Annotated in this window: 16 protein-coding genes, 2 tRNA genes, 2 pseudogenes and 1 riboswitch; of the genes and pseudogenes, 11 read left to right on the top strand and 9 right to left on the bottom strand. The window is 74.0% G+C overall.

From position 1 onward, the window contains the following. Both ACZ7H1_RS11105 and ACZ7H1_RS11100 read left to right on the top strand, forming a co-directional pair. Positions 1 to 327, top strand: a pseudogene (locus ACZ7H1_RS11105) (DEAD/DEAH box helicase); the annotation flags it as partial. A gap of 255 nt (positions 328 to 582) precedes the next feature. Continuing rightward, positions 583 to 655, top strand: a tRNA-Lys gene (locus ACZ7H1_RS11100). A gap of 66 nt (positions 656 to 721) precedes the next feature. Here the strand turns inward: ACZ7H1_RS11100 and ACZ7H1_RS11095 are convergent. Both ACZ7H1_RS11095 and ACZ7H1_RS11090 read right to left on the bottom strand, forming a co-directional pair. Then, the gene (locus tag ACZ7H1_RS11095; protein ID WP_470785601.1) at positions 722 to 1,081 is read right to left on the bottom strand and encodes a DUF488 domain-containing protein; all 360 of its coding nucleotides are present in this window, start codon (positions 1,079 to 1,081) and stop codon (positions 722 to 724) included. Beyond that, positions 1,078 to 1,671, bottom strand: a complete 594-nt coding sequence (locus tag ACZ7H1_RS11090; RefSeq protein ID WP_470785940.1) for a TetR/AcrR family transcriptional regulator — start codon at positions 1,669 to 1,671, stop codon at positions 1,078 to 1,080. The genes ACZ7H1_RS11095 and ACZ7H1_RS11090 overlap by 4 nt, the downstream gene beginning before the upstream one ends. A 110-nt stretch (positions 1,672 to 1,781) precedes the next feature. On the opposite strand from ACZ7H1_RS11090, the gene ACZ7H1_RS11085 reads away from it, so the two are divergent. The 4 genes from ACZ7H1_RS11085 (at position 1,782) to ACZ7H1_RS11070 (ending at position 5,131) form a co-directional block, all read left to right on the top strand. Further along, entirely contained in the window at positions 1,782 to 2,270 is a 489-nt protein-coding gene (locus ACZ7H1_RS11085; protein ID WP_470785599.1) for an FBP domain-containing protein, read from the top strand. A 58-nt stretch (positions 2,271 to 2,328) separates the two neighbouring features. After that, positions 2,329 to 2,402: transfer RNA gene (locus ACZ7H1_RS11080), tRNA-Met, on the top strand. A 160-nt stretch (positions 2,403 to 2,562) separates the two neighbouring features. After that, positions 2,563 to 3,708, top strand: a complete 1,146-nt coding sequence (locus ACZ7H1_RS11075; protein WP_470785597.1) for a PP2C family protein-serine/threonine phosphatase — start codon at positions 2,563 to 2,565, stop codon at positions 3,706 to 3,708. A gap of 272 nt (positions 3,709 to 3,980) precedes the next feature. Then, positions 3,981 to 4,115: riboswitch (cyclic di-AMP (ydaO/yuaA leader) on the top strand. Between the two features lie 11 nt (positions 4,116 to 4,126). Further along, positions 4,127 to 5,131 (top strand): M23 family metallopeptidase, encoded by a 1,005-nt coding sequence (locus ACZ7H1_RS11070; RefSeq protein WP_470785595.1) that lies wholly within the window; start codon positions 4,127 to 4,129, stop codon positions 5,129 to 5,131. Here ACZ7H1_RS11070 and ACZ7H1_RS11065 read toward each other — a convergent pair. From ACZ7H1_RS11065 to ACZ7H1_RS11050, 4 genes and pseudogenes are all read right to left on the bottom strand, one after another. Then, positions 5,121 to 6,014: pseudogene (locus ACZ7H1_RS11065) on the bottom strand (PrsW family intramembrane metalloprotease); the annotation flags it as partial. The gene ACZ7H1_RS11070 and the pseudogene ACZ7H1_RS11065 overlap by 11 nt on opposite strands. 43 nt (positions 6,015 to 6,057) lie before the next feature. Beyond that, a complete protein-coding gene (gene trmB, locus ACZ7H1_RS11060; protein ID WP_470785939.1) occupies positions 6,058 to 6,840 on the bottom strand; it encodes a tRNA (guanosine(46)-N7)-methyltransferase TrmB in 783 nt (260 codons plus the stop codon). A gap of 192 nt (positions 6,841 to 7,032) precedes the next feature. Beyond that, a complete protein-coding gene (gene lhgO / locus ACZ7H1_RS11055) occupies positions 7,033 to 8,220 on the bottom strand; it encodes an L-2-hydroxyglutarate oxidase (RefSeq protein ID WP_470785594.1) in 1,188 nt (395 codons plus the stop codon). Between the two features lie 45 nt (positions 8,221 to 8,265). Next, positions 8,266 to 9,810 carry a sporulation protein gene (locus tag ACZ7H1_RS11050; protein ID WP_470785592.1) on the bottom strand — a complete coding sequence of 515 codons (1,545 nt, stop codon included), beginning with the start codon at positions 9,808 to 9,810 and terminating at the stop codon, positions 8,266 to 8,268. 557 nt (positions 9,811 to 10,367) lie between these two features. On the opposite strand from ACZ7H1_RS11050, the gene ACZ7H1_RS11045 reads away from it, so the two are divergent. Next, positions 10,368 to 12,521: an asparagine synthase-related protein gene (locus ACZ7H1_RS11045; protein WP_470785591.1), complete on the top strand. Its 2,154-nt coding sequence runs from the start codon at positions 10,368 to 10,370 to the stop codon at positions 12,519 to 12,521. 68 nt (positions 12,522 to 12,589) lie between these two features. Next, complete coding sequence (locus tag ACZ7H1_RS11040) at positions 12,590 to 15,775, top strand: ATP-binding protein (RefSeq protein WP_470785590.1); 3,186 nt, start codon at positions 12,590 to 12,592, stop codon at positions 15,773 to 15,775. Positions 15,776 to 15,817: 42 nt separating this feature from the next. Here the strand turns inward: ACZ7H1_RS11040 and ACZ7H1_RS11035 are convergent, their stop codons facing one another. Together ACZ7H1_RS11035 and ACZ7H1_RS11030 are read right to left on the bottom strand one after the other, a co-directional pair. After that, a complete protein-coding gene (locus ACZ7H1_RS11035) occupies positions 15,818 to 17,818 on the bottom strand; it encodes a sigma-70 family RNA polymerase sigma factor (protein WP_470785589.1) in 2,001 nt (666 codons plus the stop codon). Positions 17,819 to 18,029: 211 nt separating this feature from the next. Continuing rightward, positions 18,030 to 18,800, bottom strand: coding sequence for a TetR/AcrR family transcriptional regulator (locus tag ACZ7H1_RS11030; protein ID WP_470785588.1), 771 nt, complete (start codon positions 18,798 to 18,800; stop codon positions 18,030 to 18,032). Positions 18,801 to 19,138: 338 nt separating this feature from the next. Here ACZ7H1_RS11030 and ACZ7H1_RS11025 point away from each other — a divergent pair, with 338 nt between their 5' ends. Both ACZ7H1_RS11025 and ACZ7H1_RS11020 read left to right on the top strand, forming a co-directional pair. Then, entirely contained in the window at positions 19,139 to 20,617 is a 1,479-nt protein-coding gene (locus ACZ7H1_RS11025; RefSeq protein WP_470785587.1) for an NAD(P)/FAD-dependent oxidoreductase, read from the top strand. Positions 20,618 to 20,783: 166 nt separating this feature from the next. Beyond that, positions 20,784 to 22,553, top strand: coding sequence for an ATP-binding SpoIIE family protein phosphatase (locus ACZ7H1_RS11020; protein WP_470785937.1), 1,770 nt, complete (start codon positions 20,784 to 20,786; stop codon positions 22,551 to 22,553). A 44-nt stretch (positions 22,554 to 22,597) separates the two neighbouring features. Here ACZ7H1_RS11020 and ACZ7H1_RS11015 read toward each other — a convergent pair whose 3' ends face one another. Further along, positions 22,598 to 23,884, bottom strand: a complete 1,287-nt coding sequence (locus tag ACZ7H1_RS11015) for an MFS transporter (protein ID WP_470785585.1) — start codon at positions 23,882 to 23,884, stop codon at positions 22,598 to 22,600. A 110-nt stretch (positions 23,885 to 23,994) separates the two neighbouring features. Between ACZ7H1_RS11015 and ACZ7H1_RS11010 the strand changes: the two genes are divergently transcribed. Further along, on the top strand, positions 23,995 to 24,537 hold the full coding sequence (locus tag ACZ7H1_RS11010; protein ID WP_470785583.1) for a MarR family winged helix-turn-helix transcriptional regulator: 543 nt from the start codon (positions 23,995 to 23,997) through the stop codon (positions 24,535 to 24,537). Positions 24,538 to 24,935 lie beyond the last annotated feature (398 nt).

The raw sequence follows: 24,935 nt of genomic DNA, 5'->3' as shown, positions 1-24,935 counted from the left end.
CGCCGTGACGACAACCGTGGTGGCGGCTTCCGCCGCGACGACAACCGTGGTGGCGGCTTCAACCGCGACCGTGACGACCGCGGTGGCCGTGGCTTCGAGCGTCGTGACGACAACCGCGGTGGCGGCTTCAACCGCGACCACCGCGGCGGCAGCGACCGTCCGTTCAACCGCGACCGCCGCGACGACCGCCCGGCCGGCGGCTTCCGCGCCGGCGGCGCCGGCGACCGCCCGTACGGCCGCCGTGACGACCACCGCCCGTCGAGCTCCGGCTCGGGCTCCTTCGGCGGCCGTCGCGACGACAAGCCGCGCTGGAAGCGCAACGGCTGATCTCTGACGGCTGACACCGACAGCTGACGAAGCCCCCCGGGCACCCTGGTGCCCGGGGGGCTTCGGCGTTTCCCTACGGCTTCGCACGGGTTCCCGACTGCGGGCCGGCGCGGCCCGGAACGCGTACAACTCCGTTGCTGCGAGCGGCCGGAGGGCTGCCGGGCGACCGGCCGAGCGGCGCGTGACAGCGCCGGTGCGGCATACTCGATCGGCTCACCGGCGCTGTCCGGCTATGCTCTGGGGTGAGCGTGCCAAGGGCCATTAGCTCAATTGGCAGAGCAGTGGACTTTTAATCCATTGGTTGTCGGTTCGAGTCCGACATGGCCTACGTGCAGCGGGAGCGCCCCGGACCGGTTGAAGAACCGGTCCGGGGCGCTTCGTCGTTCGCCCGGTCTCAGGTTTTCCGCAGGTGCGGCAGGAGCACCGAGACGTGGCTCCGGTCCGGGTCCTTCACCGCCGTCAGGAGGGTGAGGGGGCCGTCGGCGGCGAGGGCGCGCAGGGACGCGAGGGCGTCGGCGGCCTCGGGGTCGGCGAGCTCGGCCTCGTAGCGGGCGGCGAACTCCTCGTACGTGCCCCCGCCGTCGTGGAACCAGCGGCGCAGCCCGGTCGACGGGGTGAGGGCCTTCGGCCAGGCGTCGATGCGTGCCGATGCCTTGGACAGGCCGCGCGGCCAGAGGCGGTCGACGAGGACGCGGGTGCCGTCCTCCGGCGCGGGCGGGTCGTAGACGCGGCGCACCCGGATGCGAGAGCTCATGGGGCCAGCGTCGCCGACGGGGGCGCGGCCGGCCACCGGGTGAGCAGGGCGTGCAGCCCGTCGAGGATCCGGGCCCAGGAGGCGTCCAGCTCGCGCGGGTGGCCGAAGCCGTCGGCAGCCTCCAGTACGGCGAAGCCGTGGAAGGTGCTGCGCAGCAGCCGGACCGCGTCCGTGGTGTCGGGTTCGGCGAGGTCGTACGAGCGCAGCAGGGCGTAGGTGAGCTCGACCAGGCGCTGGTGGCCGGGGGAGCCGGCCAGGGTCTCGGCGGGCAGCCGGAGCTGCGTGGCGGCGTACCGGCCGGGGTGGCGGACGGCGAAGTCCCGGTAGGCCCGGGCGAAGGCGGCCAGGGCGTCGCGGCCGGAGCGGCCGGCGAGGGCCGTGGTGATCCGGTCGGCGAACTCGGCGGCGGAGCGGACAGCGACCCGGCTGCGGAGGTCGTCGAGGCCGCGGATGTGGGCGTACAGGCTCGCGTCGCGGACGCCGAAGCCGCGGGCCAGGGCGGAGACGGTCACCTGGTCGAGGCCGATGGTGTCGGCCAGGTCGGCGGCCGCCCCGGCGATCCGCTCGGGCGTGAGTCCGGCTCGGGGCACGGTCACGGCTCCTCTCTGTGGCTGCCGGCTGCCGGCTGCTGCGTGCTGCGCACTGGCTAGGTAGGTTAATCGTTTGCCTAGGGATCCTAGGGAAGATTAGCGTCCAGGGCATGAAGGCACTGACGGAGCACGAGATCCGCACGTCGTTCGTGAACTGCTCGAAGGGGGAGGCCCAGCGGCTGCCGCTGCCGCGCGACCTGGCGGAGCGGCCGTGGGAGGACCTCGACTTCCTGGGCTGGCGGGACCTCTCGGCGCCCGACCGCACCTATCTGGTGACCGAGCACGAGGACCGGCTCGTCGGGATCACGCTCCGCTTCCCCGAGGTCAAGCGCGGGTTCCTGCACCGCAGCATGTGCTCCCTGTGCCTGACCACCCATCCGGGCGGCGGGGTCTCGCTGATGACGGCCCGCAAGCGGGGCCGCGAGGGCCGGGAGGGGAACTCCGTCGGCCTCTACGTCTGCACCGACCTGGCCTGCTCGCTGTACGTGCGCGGGAAGAAGCTGCCGGAGCCCGGCGGCCGCTTCGAGGAGTCGCTGACGGTGGACGAGCAGATCGAGAGGACCCGGCGGAACCTCGCCGGATTCGTCGGCTCGCTGTGACCTGCGGGAAAAGGTGGCGCGGAGGGCCTCCGGCATAGCGTAGAGTGGTGTTTACCGACGCGGGGTGGAGCAGCTCGGTAGCTCGCTGGGCTCATAACCCAGAGGTCGCAGGTTCAAATCCTGTCCCCGCTACTCCAGTACGAAGGCCCGGATCCTCACGGATCCGGGCCTTCGTCGTTCCGTACCCCTTTCGGCCGTGGCCCGGTGGCCGGCCGTGCGGTGCGGCCGCAGCCTTGTGGGGCGAGGCGGCAGCGGTCCGCACCCGTGCGAGCGGACCGGGCAGGAGAACACCGTGGTGGGGCAGGGGCAGGCTGGTGGGAGCGCGATCGCCCGGAGGTTCGTGCGCGCGCTGCCCGTGCTGCTGGTGCTGCTGGGGCTCGTCTTCGACGTGCTCACCCCGCCGAGCTTCACCGGTTCGCCCTTCTTCTCCGCGGCTCCGCTGGTCGCGGCTCCGCTCTTCGCGCTCGCCACCACCCTGCTCACCGGCGCGCTCGCCTCGGGCACCGTCCTGCTGCTGCACGTCCACCACGGCACGACCTGGAAGGTGGAGGCGCTCACCGAGCTGGTGACCGTGCTGACCGTCTCGGGGCTCGCCGTGCTGATCAACCGGGTGGTCCGGCGCAGCGGGGAGCGGCTCGCCTCGGCCCGCGAGATCGCGGAGGCGGCGCAGCGCGCCGTGCTGCCCACGCCCGCCGAGCGGATCGGCGGGCTGCACGTCTCCGCCCGGTACGAGGCCGCCGAGGCGGACGCGTTCATCGGCGGCGACCTGTACGCGGTCCAGGAGACGCCGTTCGGGGTCCGGCTGGCCGTGGGGGACGTACGGGGCAAGGGGATGGGGGCGGTGGAGGCCGTCGCGGTGGTCCTGGGGGCCTTCCGGGAGGCCGCGGAGCTGGAGCCCACCCTGACCGGGGTGGCCCGCCGGCTGGAGCGGGCGCTCGACCGCGAGGGCACGCGGCGCGACAGCCTGGATGCCGTGGAGGGGTTCACCACCTGCGTGCTGGCCGAGATCCCGCCCGGCGGGGACGTGCTGCGCGTGGTCAACCGGGGGCACCCCGAGCCGCTGCTGCTGCATGCGGACGGCAGGCTGCGGGCGCTGGAGCCCGCCGAGCACGCGCTGCCGCTGGGCATGGGCGAGCTCGCCGCCGGCCACCCGGACCTGGCGGACGAGTGGGCGTTCCCGGCGGGGGCGACGCTGCTGGTGTACACGGACGGGCTGACCGAGGCGCGGGACCGGGCGGGGGAGTTCTACGACCCTCCGCAGCGGCTGCGCGGGCGGATCTTCCCCGGGCCGGACGCGCTGCTGACCGCGCTGATCACGGACGTGCGCCGGCACACCGGCGGCGGGGCGACGGACGACATGGCGCTGCTGGCGGTCGGGCGGCCGCTGGAGGGGGAGCCGGCCCGGCGGCGTACGGTCCCGGTGGTCCGGAACCGGTAGACTTCGTGCTCACGCACGGTAGTCAACAGGGCGCGCTCCGCAGTGCAGTTGACGATCCGTCAGGGGGCTGGTGTGGCTGGAGAGATACCCAAGGGGTCGGGAGAACGTCCGCTTTGGCCCACTCTTGTTAGTAAAAGTCCAGGCCAGAGCTGGTCAGAGCGTGGCTGATACACGCGAAGGAACAATCGCAACAGCTTGGATTCACTCCCCTGTGTCTATTACCGTTCGATAACGCAGCGCGGTTGTCCCAGCCGTCGCCCCAGACGGCGCCGCGCGCGTGCGCGCCGAATTCCGCAAGGGAACCGGGGAACCACCAATTTGGGGTGAATCGGGTCCGATTGGGCCCGTAGGAGACCTTCCTGCTCCGAACCCGTCAGCTAACCCGGTAGGCGAGAAGGAAGGAAAGGAGTGCGCCCCCGTGGCGTCGAACAGGCCTGTCCCTGAAGCCTCCGAGGTGCTCGACGGCCCCAACGCCGGTGCGTGGGGCGAGTGGAACCCCACCGAGGACTCCGTCCGTCCCGTCCGCGGCCGCCACCGCGTCGCCAAGCAGCGCGGCGGCCTCGCCCGCAGTTCCACGGTCCTCGGCGTCGGCGTCATCGCCGCCGTCGGCGCGGGCGGCATCGCCACCGCCCAGGACCGGCCGCAGATCTCCATATCCATACCCTCGCTGCTCCCCGGCGACGCGGGTGAGGAAGAGGTCTCCGCCGACACCGTCCCGGTGGCCGCGCCCCTCACCACCGCGGGTGTCAGCCCGCAGCAGGCCGAGGCGGGCACCGACGCCGGCGAGGTGCTCCGCAACCGCATCCTGCAGCAGGCCGAGTCCCAGTCGGACGCCGCGGCCGCCGAGGCCAAGGAAGCCGCCTCCAGGGCGGCGGAAGAGGCCGCCGCGAAGGAGGCTGCCGCACAGCGGGAGGCCGCCCGCAAGGCCGCCGAAGCCAAGGCGAAGGCCGCCGAAGCCGCCGCCGAGGCCGCGGCGAAGGCCGCCGCCGAGGCCAAGGCCGAGGAAGAGCGGCTGGCCAAGCTCGCCAAGAGCTACGCGCTGCCCACCTCCTCGTACACCGTGACCTCGCACTACGGCGTCCCCGGCTCCATGTGGTCCTCCGGGTACCACACGGGCCTGGACCTGGCCGCGCCCACCGGCACCCCGGTGAAGGCCGTCCACAACGGCACGATCGTGTCGGCCGGGTACTCCGGTGCGTACGGCTACCGGATCGTGCTCCGGCTCGATGACGGTACGGAGATCTGGTACTGCCACCTGTCCTCGATGTCGGTGACTTCCGGCACCGTGAGCACCGGCGAGACCATCGGCCGCGTCGGCGCCACCGGCAACGTCACCGGACCCCATCTGCATCTGGAGGTGCGGACCGGAGGGGCGACGCAGGATCCGATGGCGTGGCTGCAGAGCAAGGGCCTCGACGTCTGACGGCCAGCCAGGTCAGCAGGGCGAACGCCGGGACCATCACGGTCCCGTAGACGACGTAGAAACCGTGCTCGCCGAACTCCGGAGAGCTGTTCCACAGGGCGTGCACGCCCATCGCCAGCAGCAGCCCGGCGAGCGGGAACAGCACGCGGCGGGCCCGCGTGCGGGTAGGGGTGCCGGTGCCGGTGCGTGTGCCGGCGCCGGTCAGGGCGGCCAGTCCGAAGCCGAGCCCGGTGAGCGCGGTGAACAGCGGATGCGCGAACGGCGACATCACGATCCGCACGAAGAAGGTCGCCGCGGTCATCGAGGCCAGCACCGAGGTGCCGCTGCCGAGGTCTTCGCCGAAGGCGTTGCCGAGGTAGAGGATGTTCTCGGTGAACGCGAAGCCGGTGGCGGTGAACGCCGCGAGCACGAAGCCGTCCGTGAGCCCGGTCAGGTGCCGCCGCCGGAACACGAACACGAGCAGCAGGGCGGCGGCCTTCGCCAGTTCCTCCACGACGGGCGCGATCGCGATCGAGCCGAGCTGGTCGGCGTCGTACGGGTCGGCGGTGGCCGCGGCTATCCAGCGGGTCGCGAAACTGTTCGCCAGTATGGCGATCAGCGCCGCCGCGCAGGCGCCCCAGCCGAAGGAGAACAGCAGCGGGGCCCAGGGACGGCCCGGCGGCTCCGTCCGGTCCGCCGGTCCCGCCCGCGGCCGCCCCAGCCGACGGAACGCGGCCGCGAGCGGCGGTACGGGGAGGACGGCGAGGCCGAGCCCCACGAAGAAGCCCGGCGTACCGGTCTGTTCCCGCACCAGGGCCAGGATCAGCACTCCGGCGGCCGCGAGCGCGCAGACCACCACGACGCCGCGGGCCCGGGCCGATGTACGAGGGATCGCCCGAAACACCCCACCGACCCTAACGAGCGGGCCGCCGGCGCAGACGGGGTTTTCAGTTCCCGGTACGCAGGAAGAGCAGGTCGTGTACGACGTGGCCCTTGTCGATGCCCTGGCCCTCGAAGCGGGTGAAGGGGCGGAAGTCCGGCCGGGGCGCGTATCCGCCGTCGGCCTGGGTGTTCTCGAAGTCCGGGTGTGCGGTGAGGACTTCGAGCATCTGCTCGGCGTACGGCTCCCAGTCCGTGGCGCAGTGCAGCAGGGCCCCGGGCGCGAGGCGGGTGGCGGCCAGCGAGAGGAACTCCGGCTGGATCAGGCGGCGCTTGTGGTGGCGCTTCTTGGGCCACGGGTCCGGGAAGTACACGCGCAGCCCGGCGAGTGAGGCCGGCGGGAGCATCTCGCGCAGCAGGATGATCGCGTCGCCGTTGGCGACGCGGATGTTGTCGAGGCCGTTGCGCTCGGCGAGGGCGAGGAGGTTGCCCTGGCCGGGGGTGTGCACGTCGGCGGCCAGCACACCGGTGTCCGGGTCGTCGGCGGCCATCTGGGCGGTGGCCTCGCCCATGCCGAAGCCGATCTCCAGGACGACGGGACGGCCGTCGAAGAGCTTGCCGAGGTCGAGGACCTCGTGCCCGTCGATGTCGAGGCCCCAGGTGCCCCAGAGCCGCCGGAGGGCGTCTTCCTGGCCGGTGGTCACCCGGCTGCGGCGCGGCTGGAAGCTGCGGATGCGGCGCTCGTGGTGCGAACCGGCGGGGTCGGGCGAGGGCCCGTCGGGAAAACGCGGCTCCGTGCGCCAGCGGGGGGCGGTGTAGGAGGGGGCGTCCGGCTGGGGATGCGGGTTCATGGACTCAGACACAGTGCGTCCGATTCTACGTCCCGCTCTTGCCCGGGGCCCGGCGGAGCCTTTCCGCTACCCGCCCCCCTTCCGGAAACCGGGGGCAAGCCTGCGGCCCCCGGACCGTGCGTTCCGCGCCCGGTGCGCTCGAACGCCGCGCGGGCTGGAATGTCCGGCCTCGCCGGCGTTTGAGGCGCGGGGTCAGGGGCGGAGGGAGGCCAGGGCTCGGGTGGCGATCTCGCGGCCGATGGGGAGGGAGGCCGTGGCCGCGGGAGACGGCGCGTTGAGCACGTGGACCGTCCGCGGCGCCTCGCGGATCAGGAAGTCGTCGACCAGCGTCCCGTCACGCAGCACCGCCTGCGCCCGCACGCCGGCGGACGCAGCCCGCAGATCGCCCTCCGCCACAGCCGGCAGCAGCCTCCGCACCGCCGCAGTGAACGCCGCCTTCGACAGGGAGCGGTGGATCTCCCCCGCTCCGTACCGCCAGTGCCGTGAGGCGACCCGCCAGGCCCCCGGCCAGGCCAGGCTGGTCGCGAGGTCCCGCGGGCGGACCGTGCCCCAGCCGTACCCCTCGCGGGCGAGGGCCGGTACGGCATTGGGTCCGACGTGGACGCCGCCGCCGATCCCGCGGGTCAGGTGGACCCCCAGGAACGGGAACGCCGGGTCCGGCACCGGGTAGACCAGGCCGCGCACCAGCTCGGGGCGCGCCAGGTCGTAGTACTCGCCGCGGAAGGGGATGATCCGCATGCCCGGGTCGTCGCCCGCCAGGCGCGCGACCCGGTCGCACTGGAGCCCGGCGCAGTTCACCAGCGCCTTGGCCCGGAAGACCTGTCCGGACGCCGTGCGGACCGCGACCGCCGAGGGGCGCCGCGAGATCAGCGTGACCTCGGCGCCGTAGACGATCTCGGCCCCCGAGGACCCGGCCAGCCGGGCCGCGACCTGGCCGTAGTCCACGATCCCGGTCGTGCCCACGTGGATCGCGGCGAGCCCGGCGACTTCCGGTTCGTACTCCGCGATCTGCGCCGGGCCCAGCTCGCGGACGGGGATGCCGTTCTCCCGGCCGCGCTGGACGAGGGCGTGCAGCCGCGGCAGCTCCGCGCGCTCGGTCGCGACGATCAGCTTGCCCGTGACCTCGTGCGCGATGTCCTGCTCGGCGCAGAACTTGACCATCTCGGCCGCGCCCTGCACCGCGAACCGGGCCTTCAGCGAGCCGGGGCGGTAGTAGATCCCGCTGTGGATCACTCCGCTGTTGCGCCCCGTCTGGTGCCGGGCCGGGCCCTGCTCCTTCTCCAGGACCACCACGCGCGTCCCCGGAGCCAGGCGCGACAGTGCGTACGCGGTCGACAGGCCGACGATCCCGCCGCCGATCACCAGTACGTCGCAGTCCATGCCACCTCCCACGTCCGAGTCTGCACCCCGGCACTGACAATCCCGCTAGGCGGGGGTCACCAGCAGCGGGCGGGCCCGCTCGCGCAGCTCCGCGACACGCGGCTCGTCGCCGTACGGCTCCAGCCGGTGCAGCAGGTCGCGCACGTACTCCGTGGTGCGCGCCGAGGAGATCCGGCCCGCCACCTCCACCGCCCGGGTGCCCTGGGCGCACGCTGCGTCCAGGTTGCCCGATTCCAGCTCGGCGACCGCGCTCACCACGAGCCGCAGTCCGTGCGAGCGGACGTACTCCTCGGTCGGCCGGGACAAGGCCTGCTCGGTGAAGCGCCGTACCTGCCGGGGGAGTTTGAGGTCGCGGTAGCATTCCGCAGCATCCGCCGCAAAGCGGTCGTACGAGTAGAAACCCAGCCAGCTCGGGTCGGCGTCGCCGTCCCGTGAGCGCTCCAGCCAGCCCTCCGCGGCGCGCAGCGCGGCGCCGGCGGCCTGGCAGTCGCCGGCCTTCGCGTGCGCACGGGCCTCGACCAGCCGGAAGAAGCTCATGGTGCGGGCGGTGGCCAGGCCGCGGTTGCGCTCCGCGGCCGCCTGCGCCAGGTCGACGCCCTCGTCGGGGAAGTCTCGGTAGGTGGCCTGGAGGGACATCGAGGCGAGGACGTAGCCCCCGAGGGGCACGTCCGCTGCTGCGCGGGCCAGTCTCAGCGCCTGGATGTAGTACCGCTGCGCGGCCTCCTGCTGCCCGGTGTCGAAGGCCATCCACCCGGCGAGCCGGGTCAGTTCGGCGGTCGCGCCGAAGAGGGCCCGCCCCACCTCGTCGGAGTAGGAACCGAGCAGCAGCGGCGCCGCGTCCACCCGCAGGCATTCCGGGACCATGGAGGACCGCCAGTCGCCGCCCCCGTACTTGGAGTCCCACCGGCGGGCGTCCTCGGCCGCCTCGCGCAGCTTGGCCACGTCGCTGTGGCCGACGCGCTGCGCCGCGGCGTCGGCGGTCGGCTCTGCGGGGGCCGGGGCCGCGGGGGCTCCGGGAGAGGGGGAGTTGGGCGCGGGTGCGCCGGAGGCGGAAGCGCTGGGGGCGGGTGTGCCGGGGGCGGGTGTGCCCGTCCCCGGAGGGCGTAAGGGCGCAGCTTCCCGGGCCACCGAACTGTCCGCGGGCGATATCAGCCAACGGGAGGCGGGCGTGGCGTACGCCGAGACGGCGAAGGAGCCCGCCAGCGACTGCCAGATCCCGCCACCGCCGCGCCGCCCCGCCAGGTCCAGCCGGTACAAGTCCGTCGCGGCCCGTACCGCCCCGGCCACGTCGCGCGGGAAGCTCAGTCCGACCTCGGGCGCCGGGTCCGCGTCCGCCAGGCCGATCTCGTGCAGCGGAACGGGGCGGCCGAGCTTGGCGCCGATCGCCGCCGCGATGAGGTGGGGGGCCGCGCCCTGCGGCACCATGCCCTTGGAGACCCAGCGGGCCACCGAGGTCTTGTCGTAACGAAGCGTCAGTCCGCGCTGTGCGCCGAGGTCGTTCACCCGCCGGGCCAGGCCGGCGTTGCTGATACCCGCGAGGGTGAGGACGGTGCCGAGTTTCTCGTTCGGCTCGCGGAGCTCCCTGGACATGCGCCACCCCTCGTCACGCTGAACGCAGTTCCCCAGCACACAGACGTGCGCCGGGCGGCGGCATAGGCGCCCGGCATTCGTAAACCCAGCGTAGTTCGCCGCATCCCAAGCGTTAAGGCCCCGCCTTCCGTATGGCGAGATTGTTGTCCGTACGCACGGCCGTGGCCGGGGCGCATCCGTGGCCGCGTGCTCCGCCCGTGTGGCCGTGCGCCTGCGCGTGCGCTCTGGCCGGGCCCCGGGGGCGACGATTCGATACGGGGTGCGTGGGTCGGCCCGCTGCATGGATCCGGCGGGCCGGGGGACGCCGCCGCCTCAATCCCCGCGGGTGGCGGACCGGTCCGGGAGGCGGGCCGCGCCTCCCGGACCGCGCCCGCCCCGCGCCGTCGGACGCCGGAAAGAATGGCTGAATCCGACCTATGGGGCGCTGGGAACGGAACGCCAAATACCGCATGGCGGGGGCGTGTTCGTTTGCATGTGCGCCCCCTTAACCCCTCTCGCACGCCTGTCTCGTGGCAGCATGGACCCCAACTTGTCCACAGTCTGTGGAGGCAGCGGCGATGCGGTGGTTGGTGGGCTGGAGCAGTATCGCCGCAAGCTTCGGGACGGCCGGGCGGATTTACGACACCCCCGACACCAACGGCACCGTCCCCGGCGGACTGGCCGACTCCGACGACGCCGCCGAGGACGCCGCCCGCACCGTCCACCCCGTCGGCGCCCAGCTGCTGTGGGGCGACCCCGACCCGCTGTGGGCCGTGGGCGACTGGCGCCCCGACGAGATCCGCACCGTCGCCGCCGACCCGGCCGACCCCTTCAGCCGCCTCGCCGTCCTCGGCTGCTGCGGCGCCACCGACGCCGAACTGCGCCGCGCCCTCTACGCCGCCCGCGGCGGCGCGCTGCGCCACCTCACCCAGTGGCCCGGCAGCTACACCGCCGTCGTCCAGGCAGGACGCCGGATCACCGTCGTCGGCGACCTGGCCGGCGCCCGGCCCGTCTTCTACACCCCGTGGGCCAACGGCACCGCGTACGCCACCGCCGCCCTCCCCCTCGCCGACCTCATCGAGGCCCAGCTCGACATAGGCCACCTCGCCGCCCTGCTCGCCTGCCCCGACAGCCCCGAGGCCCTGGTCGACGGCACCCCGTACGCCGGCGTCCGCCGCATCCCGCCCGGCCACGCACTCATCCTGCGCGAGGGCTCCCGCGAGATCACCGGCTACGAACCCGTCGCCTCGCTCGCCGTGGCCGCCCCGCAGGCCGACGCCGACCGGGCGGTGGAGGGCGTACGGGAAGCACTCGTCGAAGCGGTGCGCGCCCGGCTCACGGCTCCCCGCCATGCGCCCGATGCCCTCGCCTACGACCCCGGACCGGTGCCCGGCATGGGCCCGGCCGAGCGCCGTGCCGCCCGGGGCGCCCCCGCCCCCGGCATCGGCGCCGACCTCTCCGGCGGCAGCGCCTCCGCGACCCTGGCGCTGCTCGCGGCCGGCCTGCCCGGCGTCCCCGGCACCGTCCTGGGCCACGGAACGGGCGCCGGCGAGCGCCTCCTCGCCGTCACCTTCAACGACCTCGCCACCCCGCAGGGCCGGGAGGACGAGCTCGAACGCGCCCGGGTGATCGCCGCCAACCCCCGGCTGCACCACGTCGTGGTCGCCGCGGCCGAGGAGGCGCTGCCGTACGTCGACCTCGACGGCCCGCTCACGGACGAACCCGGCCCCTCCCTGGTCGTCGCCGCCCGCCACCGGCGCCGGCTGTCCGCAGGCAGCGCCGACCACTTCGTCGGACACGGCGCCCGGCAGGTCCTGGACGCGCACCCGGCCCGCCTCGCGGACCTCCTGCTCGACCGCCGCCGCAGACACCTCGTCCGGCCGGTCGCCGCCCTGGCCCGCTCGGAGGCGCAGTCGCTGACCGTGCCGTTCACGGTCTACCTGGCCGCCCGCAAGCTCTCCCGCACCTCGTACATGACCGGCATCAAGGACGCGGCCGCGCAGCTGCGCTCACACGGCTTCGCGGACTTCGAGGCCTCCGCCGATCCGGGCCCGGTGGCCGCCTCGCTCGCCGCCCTGACCTGGTCGCGGCCGGGGCCTGCGGCCCGCTGGCTGACGGGCGAGGCACTGGCGGAAGTATCGATCCGGCTGGAAACCGCCGCCGGCCGGCCCCCGCTGTCGCTGCGCCCCGGCGAGGCCCGGGCGCGGGCCGCGCTGGCCCGGCACGCGGCCGACCACCGCGTCTTCGAGCAGGCGGTGGAGGTGCGCAGCCAGCGGCTGCACGCGCCGTTCCTCGACAACCAGGTCGTACGGGCCGCCCGGGCACTCCCGGAGTCGCTGCGGGTCCAGCCGGGCGCGCGGGCCGCGATCCTGCGCAGCGTGCTGTCGGCCACGGGGGTGCGGGAGCTGCCGTCCGGCTGGGGCGCCACCTCGCAGGCGGAGGCCGTCTCCGCGGTCCGCGCGGGCCTGCGGGCGGCCCTGGACGACCTCCTCGACCTGTTCGCGGCGCCGCTGCTCGCGGACGCCGGCCTGATCGAGGCGCACGTCGTACGCCAGGCCCTGGTCGACGCGGCGGAGGGCCACCCGGTCCCGCTGGACGGCATCGCGGAGCTGGTCTCCGTCGAACTGTGGCTCCGCCGGCTCCTCTCCCGCCGCGGCACCTGCTGGACCGGCACCTCCACCCCCCGCCGCCGCGCCGTGCCCACCGGCGTCCCCCAACGCCGCGCCCTCTGACGTCCAGGCCCGCGCACCGGCCCGGAAACTCGGGGGCGATGGGGGGACGGACCCTGCATCATGGCTCGGTGCGGTACCTGATCCTGGGCGTCACCGAGGCGCGAGAAGACGACGGAACCGCCCTCCCCATACCCGGCGCCCGCCTCCGCGCGCTCGTCGCCGCCCTCGCACTCCGCGCCGACCGGCCCGTACCCGTATCCGACCTCGTCGACGAGGTCTGGGACGGCGACCCGCCCGCCGACGCCCTCGCCGCCCTCCAAGCGCTCGTCGGCCGCCTGCGCCGCACCCTCGGCCGCGAGGCCGTCCGCTCCGAGCCCGGCAGCTACCGCCTCGCCACCGACCCGCAGGCCGTCGACCTGCACCGGTTCACCCGCCTCGCCCGCGAGGGCGCCGCCGAACTGTCCTCCGGCGCCCACGAGAAGGCCGCAGCCACCCTCCGCAGCGCCCTCGCGCTCTGGCGCGGCCCCGCCCTCGCCGACCTGCCCGGACGCGAGGGCCACGCCGCCCGCCCCGAGGCCGCGCGGGACACCGCCCTGCGCGACCGCATCGAGGCCGAGCTCCGGGCCGGGCACGACCCCGCCCCGCTGGTCGGCGAACTCGCGCAGCTCATCGCGTACAGCCCGTACGACGAGCCGCTGCGCGCCCAGCACATCAGGGCCCTGCGCGCCGCCGGCCGCCCCGCGGACGCCCTCGCCGCCTACGAGGACACCCGCCGGACCCTCGCCGAAGGACTCGGCACCGACCCCGGGCCGGAACTCGCCGCGCTGCACTCCGCCCTGCTCCACCCGCCCGCCCCCGCGCGGACCGGGAACCTGCGCCCGCGCCTCACCTCCTTCGTCGGCCGCGAACCCGAACTCGCCGCCCTCCGCGCCGACCTCGCCCGCTCCCGCCTCGTCACCCTCACCGGCCCCGGCGGCTCCGGGAAGACCCGGCTGGCCGAGGAAGCCGCGCACGCCCACCCCGCCGACGCCGTCTGGCTCGCGGAACTCGCCCCCCTCGACCATCCGGCCGCCGTCCCCGGCGCCGTCCTCAACGCCCTCGGCCTGCGCGAAACCACCCTGATCGGCCGCGAGAAGACCGCCGCCGACGACCCCACCGCGCAGATCCTCGAGCACTGCGCCCACCGCACCCTCCTGCTCGTCCTCGACAACTGCGAGCACGTCGTCGACGCCGCCGCGGACCTCGCCGAGCGGCTCCTCGTGCACTGTCCCGGCGTCCGCATCCTCGCCACCAGCCGGGAGCCCCTCGGCGTGCCCGGCGAGACCGTCCGGCCCGTGGAACCCCTCCCCCCGGACCCGGCGCACCGCCTCTTCGCCGAGCGCGCCACCGCCGTACGCCCCGACTTCGACCCGGCGGCCGACGCCGCCGCCGTCGCCGAGATCTGCACCCGCCTCGACGGGCTCCCGCTCGCCATCGAACTGGCCGCCGCCCGCCTCCGGCTGCTCACGCCCACCCAGATCGCGGCACGCCTCGACGACCGCTTCCACCTCCTGACCAGCGGCAGCCGCACCGTCCTGGCCCGCCAGCAGACCCTGCGCGCGGTCGTCGACTGGTCCTGGGAGCTGCTCGACCTGGAGGAGCGGACCCTCCTGCGACGCCTGTCCGTCTTCCACGGCGGCTGGGACCTCGCCGCCGCCGAGGCCGTCGGCCGCAGCACCCCCGGCCTGCTCGGCGCACTCGTCGACAAGTCCCTGGTCATCGCCGCCCCCACCGCCGACGGCGAGATGCGCTACCGGATGCTGGAGACCATCCACGAGTACGCCGTCGAACGCGCCGCGCAGACCCCCGAGGACCTGGCCTCCGCCGCCCGCGCGCACGCCGCCCACTACGTCGCGCTCGCCGAGCGGGCCGAACCCCTGATCCGGTCCGCCGCCCAACTCCCCTGGATCCGGCGGATCGAGACGGAACTCGACAACATCCGCGCCGCGCTCCAGTACGCGGTCGCCCACGACGAGTCCACCGCCCAGCGGCTCGTCTTCGCCCTCGGCTGGTTCTGGTGGGTGCGCAGCTACCGCGCCGAGGGCGCCCGGTGGGCCGAGCGGGTCCTCGCCCTCGACGACCGTCCGGAACCGGACGTCGCCCCGGACCCGGACGGCCCGCAGGACCCGCGGTACTGGCCCCGGCTGCGGCTGTGGATGCTGCGCATCCTCCTGCACGCCGAGAGCCAGACCCTGGAGGACTTCGGCGCCCCGCGCAACGTCGACCTGGCCCGCCGGATCCAGGAGGGGTTCAGCCGGGGCGGCCCCGAGTCCGTGCCCTTCCCCGGCCTGCTCTGGCCGTTCACCGCGTACCTCACCGGCGGCCCGCCGGGCTTCCGCCGGGCCCTCGACGAGACGGTCGCCAACTGCCGCCGCCACGGCGGTGCGTGGGAGCTCGGCGTCGTCCTCATGTTCCGCGCCCACGTGGACGTCGACACCGCCGGCGGGCTGTCGGGCGTGGACGGCGACCTCGCGGAGCTGTACGCGCTGAGTGCCCGGGTCGGGGACCGCTGGATGCGGGCCCAGGTGCTGAGCGCCGCCGGGGAGGCCGCGCTGGCCCGCGGGCAGCACACCCGGGCGGCCGAGGTCTACGGGGAGGCCCTGGAGCTGGCCCGTGAGGTCGGCGCGCACGCCGAGGCGCCGTTCCTGGTGGCCCGGCTCGCCGACATCGCGTACCGCTCGGGTGACACCGCGGACGCCGAGCGGCTCCTCGAGCAGGTGAACGCCGAGGCGGGCGGGCAGACGGCGTTCGACGCCCGCGCCTTCGCGCTGTTCCTGTCCGCGGTGATCGCCCTGGACCGGGGGGAGCACGACCGGGCCCGCACCCTGTCCCGGGCGGCCCGTACCGAAGGCTGCCGCACCACCCCGCCGCCGCAGTTCACGGCCGCGCTCGACCTCGTCGACGCCGAGCTCGCGGCCCTGGAGCAGGGGCCCGCCGAGGGTCTGCGCCGGACCGCGGACGTCCTGGACGGCGCGGCCGCGGCACACTGCGCGGAGCAGGTACTCGCGGCGGCCGCGGAGACCGGCGCGCTGCTCCTGTCCCAGGCCGGCCGCTGGGGCGGGGCCGTACGGCTGCTCGCCGCGGCCACCGCCTGGCGGGGCGGCCATCCGCGGTCGGTGCCGGAGGAGCGGCGGCTGCGGGAACTGCCGGAGGCGGCGCGCTCCGCCCTCGGCGCCGGGGGCTACGCCGCGGCGTGGGAGGCCGGTACGGCGGTCGACGTCGCAGGCGCGCTGGAGCTGCTCCGGGCCGCCGTGACCGCAGTGACGGCCCGGTGATCAGCCGACGGTGATCACCCGTAGCTGATGAGCGGCAGCCGATCACCGGCAGCTGATGACGGAGCTCGCCCAGTCGGCGAGCAGCAGGTGCCCGAGCGGCCCGTCGCGTTCGACGACCAGCCGCAGCGAGTCCCGCCCGCCGATGCCCACCGACACCGCTGCGGCCGGATCCCCGGCACCCAGAGCGGGGGACCGCCACAGCCGCACCCCGTCGGCGTACACCGAGAACCGCAGCGCACCCCGCGCGCCGAGGGACATGTCGTCGACGCCGACCCGGGCGGAGAAGACCGTGCAGGGCCGGTTCAGGTCGACGGTGACCGAGGACTTCGCGTGCACGGTGATGCCGTGGCCGTACGTGCTGCCGCCGATCACCAGGCCCCAGCGCTGCCAGACCCAGCTGCTGCGCGCGGTCCGCAGCTCGGGGCCGGTGTGGTCGCCGAACGCCGAGTGCTGGAGCCGCGCCAGCGGGAAGGCGCGCACGGTCCGCGGCGGCGGGGTGGGACTGGGCTCGGGCTCGGGCGTGGGCTTGGGCTTGGGCGGCACCGGGACCACCGGCGGCTTGGGCGGCCGGGGCTTCGCGGACGGCGGCGGCGTGGGCGAGGGCTTGGGCGCGGGCCTCGCCCCGGCCGGGGGCCGGGCCGCGGGGGAGGAAGCGGCGGGGGCGGGGCGGGGTGCTCTCGTGACGGGCGGGGGAGCTACGGGAGCCGGCGGCGGGGCCCGTCTGACCGGAGGTGCGGAGCTCGGCGGCGCGGGCGGGGCAGGGTCGTCCGGGACCACTGGCGCGACGGCACTGGGCACGGGCTTCGCCTTGGCCTGGGGGGCCTGCTCGTCGCCGACGAAGGCGAAGACCACGCCCGCGGCGGTGGCCACGGCCAGGCCCGCCGCGATCGCCGCCTTCGCGGTGAGTCCGATGCCCTCCGAAGCCGCGGCGGCCCCGGCTCCCGCGCCCGTGCCGCCGGCCGCGCCGCCCGCAGCACCCGCGCCGCCCGCAGCACCCGTAGCGCCCGCAGTGGCACCGCCTGCCGCCGAACCTCCCGCAGCCGAGCCGCCCGTGGCGGCCGCCGCGGCGCCCGCTCCGCCCGCGGCCACCGCACCGCCGGCCACGACCCCGGCCGCCTTGGCGGCGTACCCGGCAGCGAACCACCCGATGACGGCGACCGGAAGCAGCGCGGGAATGCCCGCATTGACGTCCTTGAGTTCACCGGCGACCAGCCGGCACTTCGCGCACTCCTCCAGGTGCTTGCGCAGCCCGCGCTCGGCCCGCATCCGCAGACCCCCGCGTGCGTACGCGCCCAGCCGGTCCGCGTACCGCGCGCAGTCGCCGCCCTCGCTGTGCACGGAGCTCACATGGGCCTGGAGATAGGCCTGCTTGAGGCCTTCGCGGGCCCGGCTGGCCAGCACGGCCGTCGCATTGGCGGTCAGACCGAACAGCGGGGCGATCGCACTCGGCGAGGACTCCTCGACGGTGGTGTGCCACAGCACGGCCTGCCAGCGCTCGGGAAGGCTCCGGAACGCCTGCATCGCCAGCGACTGGTCGGCCTCCTCCATCGCCTTGACGTCGGCGCCCAGTTCGAGGGTGTCCGACCCGCCGGCCGTCTCCCCCGGGCGCGCCGCCTGCTCGGCGAACAGCGCGAAGTCCTCGACCAGCTGCTCCCGCCGGGCCGTCTTCGTCCAGGCCGCGGCGACCCTCCGCACGGTGGTGAGGAGGTACGCGCGCACCGCCTGGTCGGGTCCGGCGCCGCCGCGCACCGCCTGGAGGGTCCGCGCGAACACCTCCGCCGTCAGGTCCTCGGCGGTGTGGGCGTCCCGGCAGCACGTACGGGCGTAGCGGCGCACGGCGTCGGCGTGCCTGCGGAACAGCTCTTCGTACGCGCCGTCGTCCCCGGCGCGCATCCGGGCGATCAAGTCGCCGTCGGAGAGGGGCAGTTCCGCGAGGCTCGCGCCGCTGCCGCCTTCCCGCTGTGCAGGAACCTGGCGGGCGGGCAGGTCGCCCGCCTCCGCCCCGGCACCACCGAGCGACTCGTCCCGCCCGTCAACACTCATAGCGGAAGCCCCCGCACGACACGCTCAGACCCGTACACCGGAAAAGAGTGTCACAGCGGGCACGCCGACCGTACCCCTCTACCCGGTATCCACTCATCCGGGCACAATTCCGCGAAATGCCGTGCCAGGGCGAGCCCCTGGAGGGGTGTGGTGTTCGAAGCGGCCGGCCTGCGGACCCTCTGGCCCGCCGACCGGCCGCCGCGCGGTCTTCCTAGCGGGACCGGAGGCCCTCCAGCAGGATGTCGAGCAGTCGCGACGAGGCCGCCGCCTGGTGGGCCGGGTCCGGCAGCGCGGGCGCCGCCGTGGCTATCACCAGCAGGACGTCGGCGACGGTGACGTCGGTCCGCAGCTGGCCCGCGGCCCGCGCCCGGTCCACCAGCCGGCCGACGACCTCCAGCAGCGCGCTCGCGCTGGAGTCCTCCGCCTCGGGCTGGGCCGCCGGACGCTGTCCGACCACGCGCAGGTCGGGCTGGCCCGTACCCGTGCCCACCGGAGCGGACTGACGCTGCTGCGGAACCCGCGCCTCGTCCTCCGCGGCAGCGGCCTCGGCCGTCTCGTCGGCGCCGACCCGCAGCACCTGCGGCGGCAGCAGCCGCCCGGCGCCGGAGGCCACGGAGGTGCGCAGGAAGCGCGACAGCGCCTGCCACGGCTCCTCCTCCTGGCCCAGCGCCGCCCTGGCCTGCTCGGTCAGCCGGGCGGTCTCCTCCTCGGCGATCCTGCGGACCAGTACGTCCTTGCTGGGGAAGCGGCGGTACACCGTCCCTACGCCCACCCGGGCGCGCCGGGCCACGTCCTCCATCGGCGCGCCGTATCCGAGCTCGCCGAACACCTCACGCGCGGCGCGCAGCACGTGCTCGAGATTGCGCTGCGCGTCCACGCGCAGCGGAGTCGAGCGGCCTATGCCCGCACCGCCTGCAACCACCCGGCCACCGCTCTCGGTCGAGAGCGCCGTGGCAGAGCCATGGAAATCCGACATGTGCATATGTATCCCCCGGTAATCTTTGTCTCCCCCCGGAGACATCCCCGCCTTCGCGCCAGGAGGGCCACGGTCACTGAGCCCCGGCCGACACACCCGGCGAGTAACGAACATAGTTGAGCCAGAGTCAATTCAGAAGAGGCAGCTCCGTACGGACCACCGCCCGATCGGAGCATTCACCCCCACTTTTCCGGTTCGGGCACCCGGAATCACCCCTTCCGCACCGCCTGACCTGCACTCCTGTGCCCCGCCCGCGCCTCCGCACGACACCCCGCCGAGGGCGACCTTCGGTCACACAATCTGTCGGGCCTGTGGACAAAGTCCCGGCCACGTTGCGTCATGGGATGGTGAAGGCTGCAGACTCCCGGGGAACGGCCCCCGGCACCCCGCCCCGTGCACGCATCCTCATCGTCGGCGGTGGTTACGTCGGGATGTACACCGCTCTGCTGCTCCAGCGCAGACTCAGAGCGGACGAAGCCGAGGTCACGGTCGTGACCCCGGAGCCCTATATGACGTACCAGCCCTTCCTCCCCGAGGCCGCGGCCGGATCGATCTCACCGCGCCACGTCGTCGTGCCGCTGCGCCGCCTCCTCGGCAAGTGCCGGATCGTCATCGGCGAGGCCCGCAGCATCGACCACGCCAAGCGCACCGCCACCGTCACCACCCTCGCGACCGAGGAGGAGGGCACCGGCGCCCTCGAGATCGAATACGACGAACTGGTCCTCGCACCCGGCTCGATCTCCCGCGCCCTGCCCGTCCCCGGCCTCGCCGACTACGCCATCGGCTTCAAGACCGTCGAAGAGGCCATCGGCCTGCGCAACCACGTCATCGAGCAGATGGACATCGCCTCCTCGACCCGCGACCCGCACGTCCGCGACGCGGCGCTCACCTTCGTCTTCGTCGGCGGCGGCTACGCCGGCGTCGAGGCACTCGGCGAGCTGGAGGACATGGCCCGCTACGCCTCCCGCTACTACCACAACGTCAAGGCCGAGGACATGAAATGGGTCCTGGTCGAGGCCAGCGACCGGATCCTCCCCGAAGTCGGCCCCGAGATGGGCAAGTACACCGTCCGCGAACTGCGCCGCCGCAGCATCGACGTCCGCCTGGAGACCCGCCTCGAATCGTGCGCCGACCGCGTCGCCGTACTGAGCGACGGCGCGCGCTTCCCCACCCGTACCGTCGTGTGGACCGCGGGCGTCAAGCCGCACCCCCTGCTCGCCGCCACCGACCTCCCCAAGAACGAACGCGGCAGGCTCCAATGCACCGCCCGTCTCACCGTCGACGGCGTCGAACACGCCTGGGCCGCCGGCGACGCCGCCGCGGTCCCCGACGTCACGGCCGAGGAGCCCGGCCGCGAATGCGCCCCCAACGCCCAGCACGCCGTACGCCAGGCCAAGGTCCTCGCCGAGAACCTCGTCGCCTCGCTGCGCGGCGAACCGCTCCGGGAGTACCGCCACAAGTACGCCGGCTCGGTGGCCTCCCTCGGCCTCCACAAGGGCGTCGCCCACGTCTACGGCCGCAAGCTCAAGGGCTACCCCGCCTGGCTGATGCACCGCTTTTACCACCTCAGCCGCGTCCCCACCTTCAACCGCAAGATGCGCGTACTCGCCGAATGGACCCTCTCCGGCCTCTTCAAGCGCGAGATCGTGTCGCTCGGATCCCTGGAACACCCCCGCGCCGAGTTCGAACTCGCCGCAGGTGGGGGCCCCAGACACCACCTCCAGCAGCCCTCCCAGCCACCCCCGCCCGAGCCCGCACCGGGCCACCCCGCAGACCAGTCGGCGGACCCTTCACCGGACCCCGGGAAAGGCGATCAGGGCTGACGATGTCAGTCCGGTCGGCCACACTGGGCGTGTGACCATAGGTGGGCTCACCCCTGCACAGAGTGACACCGCCCGCGACCGACCAGCCCTGCCACCCCGGGGGCACCTCCCGGCCACAGCCGGGGGAGACAAGCGACCACGAGCGACACCACGAGGCTTGAACGCAGTGAACTTCACGCGCTGGAGCGCCCGGTTCCCCGGAACGCAGCGCCGCGCCGCAGCCCGGTCCGAACACGCGGCCGCCCAGGCCAAGCGCGGCGAGGGCTCCGTCCCCGCAGCCCGCGGTGAGCACGTCGACGCGGCCGCTTCCGGTCACGACGGCAGCCCCGCCGACCCCGCCGACCCCACCGTCTCCGGCACGGGAAGCGGGGGCGGAGCGGACGCCGGCAGCGGCGGCACGCCCGCCCTCCCCGTGCCCACCCTCGACGAGCTCTCCGTCCGCGAGGTGCTCGGCCGGCTCCCCGCGCTCGTGGCCCTCGTCCACGGCCCCGACCACCGCACGGCGTACGTCAACGACGCCTACACAGCCGGATTCGGCCCCCGCCCCCTCGGCGCCCCGGCCCACGAGGCCCTGCCCGAGCTCGAGGAACTCGGCCTGCTCCCGCTGCTCGACCAGGTGCTGCGCAGCGGAAAGCCCCGTACCGCCAAGAACCGCCGGGCCGCCGACGGCAGTTCGTACACCGTCACCTGCACCCCCGTCACCGGCATCGGCACCGCCGCCGACCCCAAGGGCACCGGCGTCCTCGTCCACCTCGCCGACGTCACCGACCACGCCGAAGCCGTCGACCGGCTGCGCGCCGCCGAGCGCCGCCAGCGCGAAGCCGCCGTCACCCTCCAGCGCTCCCTGCTACCGCAGGAGCTGGAACAGCCCGACGACCTGCGCATCGCCGCCACCTACCAGCCCGGCGGCACCGAGGCCGCCGTCGGCGGCGACTGGTACGACGTGATCACCCTCGGCGCCGGCCGCACCGCACTCGTCATCGGCGACGTCATGGGCCGCGGCGTCCGCGCCGCAGCCGTCATGGGCCAGCTCCGCACCGCGGTCCGCGCCTACGCCCGCCTCGACCTGCCGCCCCACGAGGTGCTCCAGCTCCTCGACGGCCTCGCCGCCGAGATCGACGCCAGCCAGATCGCCACCTGCGTCTACGCCGTCCACGACCCGAACGAGGGACGGCTCGTCTACGCCTCCGCCGGCCACCTCCCGATCCTCGTCCGCGACGAGGACGGCACGGTCCACCGCGCCGACGGAGCCACCGGCCCCCCGCTGGGCACCGGCGGCTGGCTGCACTCCTCCGGCACCATCCCGCTCGGCCCCGGCTCCACCGCCGTCCTCTATACGGACGGCCTGGTCGAACGGCGCCGCGAGGACATCGACGAGGGCGTCGCCGCCCTGGAGCGCGCGCTCTCGGGCGCGAAGGGCACCCCGGCGGTCATCTGCGACCGGCTGATGCGCGCCCTGGGCATCGGCGCCGACCACGACGACGACGTGGCCGTCCTGGTCCTCCAGCACCCCACCCGCACCGGCCCCGACGCCGAGCTGTTCCACAACGCCGCCCTGGAACTGCTCGGCGGCGTCGAGGCCGCCCCGCGCGCCCGGGCCTTCGCCCAGGGGGTCCTGGCCTCCTGGCGCTTCCCGGTGGAACTGTGCGACCTCGGCGTCCTGGCCGCCAGCGAGCTCGTCGCGAACTCCCTCCAGCACGGCACCCCGCCGATGCGGCTGCGGCTGCGGCGCACCGACCGCCGCCTGATCGTCGAGGTCACGGACGGGGACGACCACCTGCCGCGCCGGCGCCGCGCCGAGCCCGGGGACGAGGCAGGCCGCGGGATCTCGATCATCGCGACGATCGCCTCGTCGTGGGGCTCGCGCCGCACGCCCGGCGGCGGCAAGGCCGTCTGGTGCGAGTTCGCACTCCCCGACGGCCCCGACGCGCCCTGACCCCTCGACGGTGAGCGGGCCTGAGCAGGCCCGAACAGCCCTGCTCAGGCCGCCACGGGCTCCGCGGCGCGCTGCACGGCCACCGGCCGTGCGGCCTTCACCAGCGACGGGTTGTCCTGCGCCGGGGTCAGCCGGCGGCCGAGCCGCAGCGCGAGGACCGCGATCCCGAGCGAGACGAAGACGAAGACCACGATGTAGACCGTCGGCAGCCCGGCACCCACCGGCACCCCCAGCGGCCCGAGGGCCAGCGCCATCTGCTTGACCAGGGCGAAGGCCGAGTTGTACTGACCGACCGAGCCCTCCGGGGCGAGGTCGGCGACCAGCGGCGCGACGGTCGGCGACAGCATGGCCTCACCGATCCCGAAGAGGGCGTACGTCGTGATGAACGCCGCCGCGGCCATCACTGCGCTGCCGTGCCCGAGGCCCGCGAACCCGGCGATGACCCAGGCCACCGTCCAGATCAGCCCGACCAGGGCGATGACCCGGGACCGGCGCCGCTTCTCGACGAGCTTCAGGACCACGAACTGCGCCACGACGATCGCACCGGTGTTGGCGGCGAGCGCGAAGCCCAGGGTGGACGGGGATATCCCGGCGGCCTCGGTGCCGTACGCGGCCAGACCCGATTCGAACTGTCCGTAGCAGGCGAAGAAGAGGACGAAGCCCAGCACGCACAGCTGGACCATCGCCTTGTGCCGCAGCAGCCGCTGCCAGGCGCCGCCCGACTGGGCGGGGTCCGTGGGACGGGCGTCCTTGATGCTCGGCGCGTGCGGCATCTTCACGCCGGCGATCACACCGGCGAGGACCAGGAACATCACGGCTTCGATGCCGAAGAGCAGGGTGAAGCTGCCCGGCCGGCTCTCGTCGACGATCTGGCCGCCGATCAGGCCGCCGATGCCCAGGCCCAGGTTCTGCATGAAGAACTGGAGGGCGAAGGCACGGGTACGGGTCGCCGTGGTGGAGCACCACACGATCATCGTGGCGAGCGCGGGCTGCATGACCGCCTGGCCGGCGCCCAGCGCCAGCGCGGAGACGAGGATCGGCACGACGCCGGTGGAGAGCCCGAGGGCCAGCGCGCCCAGGGAGGCGGTGACCGCGGCGCCGACGACCACCGGTACGGGACCGCGGCGGTCGATGACCCGGCCCGTGAAGGGGAGCGCGACCAGGGCACCCAGCGCGAAGGCGATGAACGCGCACGTGGCGGTCGACGCACCCAGATCGCGGACCTGCGCCACGTAGATGTAGAGGAACGGAACCGTGAAGCCGATTCCGAACGCGGTCAGCGCGTTGCCTGCCTGGATCCGACGCATCGCTGCGCCCATCACCCTGGTCACGTTTCACCTACCCCAACTTGAAGTTCAAGACTTCAGACCTAAAGTTCGACCCTTAAGAGTACACATCGAAGGAGTTAGATGCCAACCAAGCTCGTGCCATACTTCGCGGCATGGGTGATTCCCCCGATACCGCCGCTGCCGACGGCCTGAGCGAGCCGAGCCTCGACGAGCAGATCGCCGTCTACCAGCGCGAATTCCAGGACCTCGACCCCCAGGTCGAGAAGGTCGTCTCGGCCCTGAGCCGCCTGAACCGCCGGATGAACGTCGCTTACGGCCGCCAGACCGCGGCCCTGGGCATCAGCAACGCGGAGTGGGAGGTCCTCAAGGCCCTCGTCATCTCCGGGGCGCCGTACCGGATGGGCCCGAGCGAGCTGGCGAAGCAGCTGGGCCTGACGCCGGCCGCGATGACCCACCGCATCGACCGCATGACCTCGGAGGGGCTCGTCACCCGTGAGCGTGACGAGACGAACCGGGTCCGCGTGATCGTGGAGCTGACCGCCGAGGGCCGCAGCAAGTGGCTCGACGCGATGCGGGCGGCGACGATCTTCGAGGAGGAGCTCCTCCAGGACCTGTCGACGCAGGAGCGCGGCGCTCTGGGCGACATGCTCACCCGACTCCTGGACCGTGTGGAGGACCTCCAGTCCCGGGGATGACCCGGGGTTGACACGGCCCCTCCGGGTCCGTAAGGTTCTTCGAGTTGTCCCGGGACCGAATGGTTCTGCGGACAACCATCCCGCCGCTTCATCGCGGCAACCCAACTCAGCACGATCTCCCACCGGGAGCGAATTCGGCTTGCCCGAATTCAATTCCACGGCTCGATTATGAGTCGCCGGGGAAATCCGATAGAGTTCGGGAGTCCGAGCGGCCCAACAGCCGCAAAGGACAAACCCGCTGACTGGGAGTCAGGCCCGAAAGGATCTGATAGAGTCGGAAACGCAAGAACGAAGGAAGCGCCCGGAGGAAAGCCCGCGAGGGTAAGTACAAAGGAAGCGTCCGCACCTTGAGAACTCAACAGCGTGCCAAAAATCAACGCCAGAAGTTGATACCCCGT

This window comes from Streptomyces sp. NPDC037401 (genome assembly GCF_055602345.1).
Note: the sequence above shows the minus strand (reverse complement) of the source record. Positions and strands in the feature narration are given on the sequence as shown.